5 protein-coding genes are annotated in these 10024 nt (G+C 32.9%); 3 read left to right on the forward strand and 2 right to left on the reverse strand.

Features of this window, described 5'->3' with window-relative positions:
- Nucleotides 1-15: 15 nt before the first annotated feature.
- Nucleotides 16-1770, reverse strand: coding sequence for an aspartate--tRNA ligase (gene aspS, locus QZ260_RS09285; protein WP_295985377.1), 1755 nt, complete (start codon nt 1768-1770; stop codon nt 16-18).
- A gap of 290 nt (nt 1771-2060) precedes the next feature.
- Between aspS and QZ260_RS09290 the strand changes: the two genes are divergently transcribed.
- The 3 genes from QZ260_RS09290 to QZ260_RS09300 all read left to right on the forward strand — a co-directional run bounded on the left by QZ260_RS09290 (nt 2061) and on the right by QZ260_RS09300 (nt 9099).
- Nucleotides 2061-4688, forward strand: coding sequence for a TonB-dependent receptor (locus QZ260_RS09290; protein WP_295985379.1), 2628 nt, complete (start codon nt 2061-2063; stop codon nt 4686-4688).
- Between the two features lie 507 nt (nt 4689-5195).
- Entirely contained in the window at nt 5196-7961 is a 2766-nt protein-coding gene (locus QZ260_RS09295) for a TonB-dependent receptor (RefSeq protein ID WP_295985381.1), read from the forward strand.
- Nucleotides 7962-8358: 397 nt separating this feature from the next.
- Entirely contained in the window at nt 8359-9099 is a 741-nt protein-coding gene (locus QZ260_RS09300; RefSeq protein WP_295985384.1) for a class I SAM-dependent methyltransferase, read from the forward strand.
- Nucleotides 9100-9300: 201 nt separating this feature from the next.
- Here QZ260_RS09300 and QZ260_RS09305 read toward each other — a convergent pair.
- The coding region (locus QZ260_RS09305; protein WP_295985385.1) for an efflux RND transporter permease subunit at nt 9301-10024 on the reverse strand (724 nt) is incomplete at its 5' end.

Here is a 10024-nt window from a genome sequence, read left to right on the forward strand (position 1 = left end):
ACAGCGGGATTTTTTTTATGATTTTAAATTAAGCTTTAAACTCAATTCTGTTAATTGTTTATCATCAATGGGTGCTGGAGCATCTATCATAACATCGCGACCAGAATTATTTTTTGGGAATGCAATAAAGTCCCTTATGGTTTCTTGTCCGCCCAAAATAGCAACCAATCTATCTAATCCAAAAGCTAGCCCACCATGAGGCGGAGCACCATATTGAAAAGCATCCATTAAAAAGCCAAATTGTGCTTCGGCTTCTTCAGGCGTAAAGCCTAAATAATCAAACATTAAAGCTTGCATTTCCTTATCGTGAATTCTGATAGAACCGCCACCAATTTCGTTTCCGTTTAAAACTAAATCGTACGCGTTGGCTTTTACATCGCCTGGATTAGTTTTTAGTAATTCTAATTGTCCTGGTTTTGGTGATGTAAATGGATGATGCATCGCGTGGTAGCGCTCAGTGTCTTCATCCCATTCTAAAAGTGGAAAGTCTAGCACCCAAAGTGGCGCAAATTCTTTTGGGTTTCTCAATCCTAAACGTTCTGCTAATTCCATTCGTAAGGCACTTAATTGTGCGCGTACTTTATTTTTGTCACCAGACAGCACACAAACTAAATCGCCTGCTTTTGCCCCTGTAACTTCTGCCCATTTTGCCAAATCCTCTTGGTCGTAAAACTTATCTACTGAAGATTTAAAAGAACCATCATCATTACAACGAGAATATATCATGCCTAAAGCACCAACTTGAGGGCGCTTTACCCAATCAATTAATTTATCAATTTCTTTTCTTGTATAACTATTTCCTCCAGGAACGGCAATACCAACTACCAATTCAGCATTGTTAAAAACACCAAAATCTTTATGTTGCGATACAGCATTTAATTCGCCAAACTCCATTCTAAAACGAATGTCTGGTTTGTCGTTTCCGTACAAACGCATCGCATCATCATACAGCATTCTTGGGAATTTTTCTATCTCCACACCGTTTACTTCTTTTAGTAAATGACGTGTTAAGCCTTCAAAGGCATTTAATATATCTTCTTGCTCGATAAATGCCATTTCACAATCAATTTGTGTGAATTCTGGTTGTCTATCAGCACGTAAATCTTCATCTCTAAAACACTTTACAATTTGGAAGTATTTGTCCATTCCACCAATCATAAGAAGCTGCTTAAAAGTTTGAGGTGATTGTGGTAAGGCGTAAAACTGTCCAGCGTTCATTCTTGATGGTACTACAAAATCACGAGCACCTTCTGGTGTAGATTTAATCAAATAAGGTGTTTCAACTTCAACAAACCCATCCATTGATAAATAATTTCTAACCGCTTGAGTAACTTTATGTCTAAAAATTAAACTGTTTTTTACAGGGTTACGACGAATATCTAAATAACGATATTTCATTCGTATATCTTCACCACCATCTGTTTTGTCTTCAATAGTAAACGGTGGAAGTAAGGCTTCATTTAAAACCGTTAATTCTGAAACTAAAATCTCAATGTCTCCTGTTGGGATATTTGGGTTTTTTGAAGCGCGTTCAATTACTTTTCCTTTAACTTGAATAACAAATTCACGGCCTAAATTTTGAGCTTGCTCAATTAAATCTTTAGAAGTGCGTTCTTCATCGAATACTAATTGTGTAATACCATAGCGATCACGCAAATCTACCCAAACAATAAACCCTTTATCTCTAGATTTTTGTACCCAACCAGCTAGGGTAACCTCTGCGTTTATATGCGTAGCTCTTAACTCACCACAATTATGACTTCTGTACATGATATAATTTTTGACTGTGCAAATTTAAGTAAATACAGTAGAGTATTAATTTTTAAAATTGTTTTTTTAGTTTAAGGGTGATTTTGGTTTAAGACTCTTGATTTTCAAGTGTTTAATTGGTTTTTATGAAAATGATAATTTTGAACATTATTTTTTAAGAATACAATAAAAATAAGCGTCTTTTTTTGCCAAAATATAATATATGCATATGACATTTTGTTTTATTTTAATTGCTCTCGTCGATAATATGTATATATTAGCATTAACTAATTCAAAACTAAATTTAAATTATGAGAAAATTAATTCATTTAAAACCGCTGGTTTTTTTAATGTTCTTAGGAATGTCAAATCTAATCTTCGGTCAGAATGTTTCAGGTGTTGTAACAGATGATACATCACAACCAATACCTGGAGTGTCCGTAGTTGTTAAAGGAACTGCGACAGGAACTTCAACCGATTTCGATGGTAATTACTCAATAAGTGCAAGCAATGGAGATACCCTTGTTTTTTCTTATGTAGGCTATGAAGCTCAAGAGATTGTTGTAACAGATAATTCATTAGATGTTATTTTGCAATCTGGTGTAGCACTTGATGCTGTTGTGCTTTTAGGAAACAGAGCTAGATCAAGAACGATTTTAGATTCTCCGGTGCCTATTGACAACATTAGTGTTGCTGAACTGACGGGTGGTGGACAACCAACAATTGAAGCGATGCTTACTTTTAAAGTACCTTCTTTTAATGCACAAAATCAAGCAATTTCTGATGCATCGGCTCATTATGATCCAGCTGATTTACGTGGTTTAGGACCAAGTAGAACTTTGGTTTTAATAAATGGAAAACGTAAAAATCAAAGTGCACAAGTTTACTTAAATAGAACACCTGGAAAAGGTGAAGTAGGTGTAGATTTAAAAAGTATTCCAACAGCTGCTATCGAACGCGTAGAGATTTTACGTGATGGCGCATCTGCTCAATATGGATCTGATGCGATTGCAGGTGTCATTAATATGGTGTTGAAAAAAAATTCACAGTTTTCTACGTTTACAGCTAAATCGGGAATTACATCAGAAGGTGATGGATTTAACTTTGCAACAGATTTTAACACTACCTTAGGATTTGGAGATGGTGGATTTATAAACCTAACTTTAGGATATTATAATCAAAAATTAACCAATAGAGCAGGTCTTGTTGGTGGTCCTGGAGATGAAGGTGCAACTAGAGATTATGAAATAGAATGGTTAGCAAATAACCCAAGAGCTGGAATGACAGTTGGACAACCTGATCTAGAAAAAGGTGATATATTTATGAATATGTCTCATCCAGTTGGAGAGAATTCTGAGTTCTATTCATTTCATGGTTACACATTACGCACAGGTCGCAGTTTTGCATACTACAGAGCTCCTTATTGGAGGCGGGATGTAGCGGATGCTAATTTTATTACTACTGAAGGAAATTTTCAAGGTTACCAGCCATCATTTGAAGCAAGAATTAAAGATCATATTAATTCTCTTGGTTTAAAAATGGATTTAGGGGAAGGATGGAACGCAGATGGAAGTCTTACTTTTGGTAAAAACAGTGTAGATTATACAGTAAATAATTCTGTAAATAGAGATTATTTAGCTGCGAATGGAACATCTCCAAGAACATTTAATCCAGGAGGTTATAGTTTAAGTAATGTGATAGGAAACCTAGATTTCTCTAAAGTTTTTTCTGATATGTTTAGTGCTTCATTTGGCCTTGAATATAAAAAGGAAAAATTTGAAGCTAGAGAAGGAAATCCGTTGTCTTATTTTGGAGCTGGATCTGATTCTTTTGCAGGGATTAAACCAGAAGAGGCTGGTGAATGGGACAGAAATAACTTCGCAGCATATGCAGGTTTAGATTTTGATATTTCTGATTCATTTTTAGTAGGCCTTGCTGGACGTTATGAAGATTTCTCTGATTTTGGAGATAATTTTTCGTGGAAAGTTTTTGGACGTCAAAAATTAGGTGAAGATGGAGCAATTAGAGCGTCGTATAGTACGGGCTTTAGAGCGCCAACATTACACCAGCGTCACCTAACGAATAGTCAATATATTATTGTAGCTAGTTCTCCGGAACCATTGTTACAAGGAACCTTAGCAAATGATAATCCAGCTGTACAAGCATTAGGTGTGCCAAACTTATTTGCAGAAACATCTAAAAATATTGCAGCCGGTATTACTTATAAGTTTGATAGAAACTTTTCTGCATCTTTAGATTTTTATAATATTAAAGTTAATGACCGTGTATTATTTTCTTCTCAGATTGGATCTGATTCTGATGATACTACAACAAATCCAGTTGAACAGATATTGGAAAATAATGGTGTAGTAGCGGTACAATTTTTTATTAATGCTGGAGACACAAAAACTACTGGAGCTGATTTTGTATTAAACTATAGAAATATAGATATGGGTGGAGGTACTCTACATGCCAATTTAGCGGCAAACTTCAATAAAACAACTATTGATGCTATTACAACTCCAGATGCTTTAGCGCAAAATGATTATGATATTTTCTCAAGAATTGAAAAAGGATTAATTACTAATGCTAGACCAAAATCTAAAGTTATTTTAGGTTTAGATTATGAATCTGAAAAAGTTAATATTGGGCTTTATAACACTATGTTTGGGAAAGTAACAATTACATCTCCAAACGGACCTGAATTTGATCAAGATTTGTCTTCTAAAACAGCAACTGATTTAAGCTTAAGTTATAACTTTTCTCCACAATTAAGTTTAACAGGTATTATCAATAATATTTTTGATGTTTATCCTGATATTACTGAGGCTTCTACTGGAACTGCCCAAGCAGGAAGTAGATTTGCTTACTCATCTGAAGTACAGCAGTTAGGTCAATTAGGAACAAACTTTAGTATTGGATTAAACTATCAATTTTAATTCACTTAATTCCATATAACATTAAAAAGCCCCAACAATTGTTGGGGCTTTTTTTTGCTATTAACTAAAGATTTTTTTTTCGAAAATAAGGCGTGCATAATTAAAGTTAAAACGTATATCATTCAAAAAAACTATTATTAGCCTTAGAGCTCCTTTAAAAGACTGAAGGATAAATTTTTAATTTCAAAAGGAAGTTAGTTGGTCTATGCACTTTAGATATATTGTAAAACTATGCCATACTTTAACGTTTTAAATAAAATGTAATTTGTTATTTTCAGGATGAAATTGATTTAAACTTACTAATTTACAAAAGCCTCATACTTTTTAAAAAAAGTTAATTTATTGCATATTTATTAATAATGTAATAAAAAACAACACTTAATTTGATTATATAACATAAAAATGCAATATTTTATTATATGCATGCATAGTATTTTATGGAATTTTACTAGTTAAAACAGATTATATTTCTATATTCGCCAAACTAATTAATAAAAAAAATATTTTATGAAAAAATTATTCCATTTAAAACCGCTGGTTTTTTTAATGTTCTTAGGAATGTCAAATCTAATCTTCGGTCAAAATGTTTCAGGTATTGTTACAGATGATACCTCACAACCAATACCGGGAGTTTCGGTAGTTATTAAAGGAACTACAACAGGAACTTCAACTGATTTTGACGGTAATTATACATTAAAAGCAAACAATGGAGATACCCTTGTTTTTTCTTATGTAGGCTATGAAGCTCAAGAGGTTGCTGTAACAGGCAGCACATTAAATGTGACTATGCAATCTGGTGTAGCTCTAGATGAGGTTATACTTGTTGGTTCGCGTACAGCACCTAGAAGTAATGCTGACTCACCTCTACCAGTAGACGTTGTTGGTGTTAAAGAATTAACATCTACAGGTCAAGCAACTTTTGATAAGGCATTACAATACAGAATACCATCTTTTAACACGGTTCAAACCCCTGTAAATGATGCAACGTCTTTATTAGATCCTTATGAAATTAGAAACATGGGACCAAGTAGAACATTAATCCTTATTAATGGTAAGCGTAAAAACTTAAGTGCTTTATTATACACGCAAACCTCTCCAGGTCGTGGTGAAACAGGTGCTGATATTTCTGCAATTCCAACTGATGCTATTAAACGTGTTGAAATACTTCGTGATGGAGCTTCTGCGCAATATGGTTCTGATGCGATTGCAGGTGTAATGAATATTATACTAAAAGACAATGCAAACTTTGGATCAGCAACATTAAGAACAGGAATGACTTCTGAAGGTGATGGTGAAATGTTTGGATTAAGTGTAAATAATGGAAGTACTATTGGAGACGATAAAGGCTTTCTTAACTATACTATAGATTTTTCTAAAGTTAATCAAGCTAACAGACCAGGTACTGTAAACGCTGCTGGTGAAGCAGGTGACTTTGGAGCTAACATTGCAGATGTACAAGAATTCTTATCACGTAATCCAGACGCAGGAAATATTAACGGATCTCCTGAGACTGCAGCTTCTAAATTTTTAATAAATGGTGGTTTTGATTTAAGTGATAATACAGAACTATATTTTAATTCTGCTTATGTTTATAAAAAAGTAAACAGTTTTGCTAACTACAGAACTCCTTATTGGAGAACTGTTGATGCATTCCCTTACTTAGCAGATTTTTTCCCTGGAGATAATCCAAATAATGCAGGTGGATATGACGGTTATGTGCCAACTTTTGAAGGTTTACTTAACGATTATAATGGTACTATTGGTGTTAAAACAACAATTAATGATTGGAATGTAGATTTAAGTTACACAACTGGTGGAAACACGCAAACATATACTGTAAGCGATTCGCATAACAGAAATGAAGTTTATGGTGTTAGCTATAATCCAGCAATTGACGAATTTGAAGCGACTCCTTTATACCAAGCAAATAGTCAGCAATCATTCGATCCAGGTGGAACTAAATTTACTCATAATGTAGGTAATATTGATATTTCAAGAATACTTTCTGATCAAGTAAGTATCGGTTTTGGTGCTGAGTTTAGAAATGAAACTTTCGAAGTTATTGAAGGTGAATTAGCTTCTTATGACGGAGGTGGTGCCGATTCTTTTGCAGGTAACAGTCCAGAAAACTCAGGAAAATTTAACCGTTACAACATTGGTGGTTATTTCTCTTTAGATTATGATGTTAGTGACGCTTTCTTATTAAGCGGTACTATCAGAACTGAAAACTATTCTGATTTTGGAAATACGTTTGTATATAAATTAAGTTCTCGTTTAAAATTAAGCGACAACCTTACTGCAAGAGCTTCTTTATCTTCAGGATTTAGAGCACCAACATTACATCAAGTTTATACTCAAAAAGCACAGTACAGTTTTGTACCAGGTCAAGGTATACAAGTTGGTGGTTTAATTAATAACGTATCTACACAAGCAAAACTTTTAGGTATTCCAGAATTAGATGCTGAAACTTCTAATAATTTTACTATTGGTTTTGGTGGAAAATTAGCTGATAACTTAAACTTCACAGTAGATTACTATAGCATCTCTGTAAAAGATAGAATTGTTTTAGGTTCTGAAATAGGAGGTACAGCTTCAGGTAACACACCTTTAGACCAAATATTACAAGACAATAATTTATCTGATGTAAGTTTCTTCTCTAATGCATTAGATACTAAAACATCGGGTATTGATGTTGTAATTAGCAAGAAAAATATGGCTATCGGTAATGGTAATTTAGACCTTAACTTGTCTGGTAACTACACGATACAAAATGAAAGAGATGGAGCCGTAAAGGATATTCCATTAGTAGCTAACTCTGGACAATCAGTTGTTAACGCTACTCAAGAAGCTTTATTCTTTACATCTAGACCAGAAACAAAATGGATTTTAGGTGCTAATTATGATGTTAACAAATGGGGTTTTTCTTTAAACAATACACTTTTCGGGAAAGCTACATTTAAGCAACAAGGTATGAGTAATGATTTAAGAACAGAATTTACGCCAAAAGTTGTAACTGATTTAGGTATTAATTTTAGTGCTTCTGATAAATTAACTATTGCTTTAAATGTAAATAATTTATTAAACGTATTACCAGAATGGAGCTTTAAAGCAGAAAATGCTGCTGGTACAGCGCTTTTAGCAGATCCTGCTCAAGTGCAAAACCAGTCTAACTTAATTACATTTAACCAACGTTATTCTCAAATGACTTATGATGGTTACCATTTTAGTCAATTAGGGACAATGTTTAACTTATCGCTTAATTACAAGTTTTAAGTATTTTAAGTTTTTAATTATTAAAAGTGCTACTCTTTTTAGAGTAGCACTTTTTTTTATGGCTCAAATTAGTAACTAGACATAAAATTTAAATAGATTAAAACACTAATGATAGGAGGTAAAGGAGTTATTTGATAATAAAGTTTTTTCTCATTTTTTAAAAAACAATAAGGTCAGTATAGCAAGAAGAACCTCAGGAGATGTAAAAGTAGATATAGCTGATAGTAAATTCATAAAACCAAAGTTTGAAAAACGGGGTTTGTAAATGCTCTTGTTTGTATGGCATGAGAAGGAAAATGGGCATCGTCTGGTGATCTTACTGAAGCCGATTACTATATTAGCTTAAAAAGTAAACTAATAAAAGTATTATTAGGTATTACGAATAAATCACAAAATTATGCAAAGTCTTTACAGTAATGGTTTTGAGAAGATTTATGATGCCATGTATCAAACCTTTATTGATTATGATGATGAGTTTGATTTCTATTCTAATATTATAAAAAAGCATCATAAAAAAAATGTATTAGAAATTGGATGTGGTACTGGAAATCTTGCAAAACACTTTATAAATTCTAACTTAGAATATGTAGGCTTAGATTTAAGCGAGGATATGATTAACCTTTCTAAATTAAAAAACCCAAGTGGTATGTTTATTCATGGAGATATAACGACATACGCACTTAAAAAGCCTTTAGAAGCTACAATTATAACAGGCAGAACTTCAAGTTATCTCCTAAGAAATAAAACGATACATAGTGCTTTAAAAAGTATTCACAATAATTTAACCACAGATGGTTTATTATGTTTCGACTTTATTGATGCTAGTAGGTTTATTAAAAGTATAAAAGAAGGAAAAAAAGTATATCATGAAGCGTGTTTCGAGAACAACTGTTATTTCCGAGAAAGTTATATGAAAAACAATGATTTAGATAACTTTATGTTTAATTGGGATGCTATTTATTATCAAAAAACAAATTCAGATCCTATAAAATTAACTGAAGATAAATCTGTTGTTAGGGCTTTTACAAAAAACGAATGGGAGCTTTTTCTTTATCTAAATGATTTTACACTTTTAGAATTTATAGACAGAAAAAGCTATGCCTTCGATACCTATGTTGTAGTGGCCAAAAAGAACTAATCAAAAAGCCCTAACAGGTGTTAGGGCTTTTCTTCGATATTAATAACACTTTTGATATAAGAACAAAAGAATCTTTTTAAAACAACTTAAGTTGTTTAACTCATATTGAATTCCCGCGTTTGCGAGAATGACAATTTTAACCGAAACCGTGATTAAAAATCGAGGCCTTTACTTTTGAATTAATCTAAACGCTTGTTTGTATTAGATGTTCTGCGGTACTAGTTCTTTATTTGCAGATACGCGGTCTTTATACAACCACATTTTAAATTTTGTTACTAGATAAAATAAAATTGGTACTACAATCAAGGTTAAAAATGTTGCTATAAAAAGGCCGTAAATAACGGTCCAGGCAAGAGGGCCCCAGAATATTACATTATCACCTCCTACATAAATATTGGCATCAAACTCATTAAATAATGTAAAGAAGTTAATGTTTAAACCAGTAGCTAACGGAATTAACCCTAAAATAGTAGTAATTGCCGTTAATAAAACAGGGCGTAAACGTGCTTTCCCACCTTTTACAATAGCCTCAATAAGATCGTTTTGCCCAATATACTGATCGTCTTCTAATTGGTGTTTAACTTTTTGTCTGTCAATTAATAGTTGTGTGTAATCTAAAAGGACCACACCATTATTTACTACAATACCAGCAAGTGATATAATTCCCATCATGGTCATCATTATAACGAACGAACTACCCGTAGCAACGATGCCTCCAAATACACCAATTAAACTTAAGAAAATAGCCAGCATAATAATAGCCGGTTTTGACACCGAATTAAATTGGAAAATTAAAATGAAGAATATTAAACCTAAACCAGTAAAAAAGGCACCCATCAAAAAGGCCATTTGTTTATTTTGTTCTTCAATCTGTCCGGTGTAATCAATCTTTACACCATCTGGTTTTTCAGTAAAACCTTGCATC

The sequence above is a fragment of the uncultured Algibacter sp. genome, assembly GCF_905480415.1.
Lineage (GTDB): Bacteria > Bacteroidota > Bacteroidia > Flavobacteriales > Flavobacteriaceae > Algibacter_B.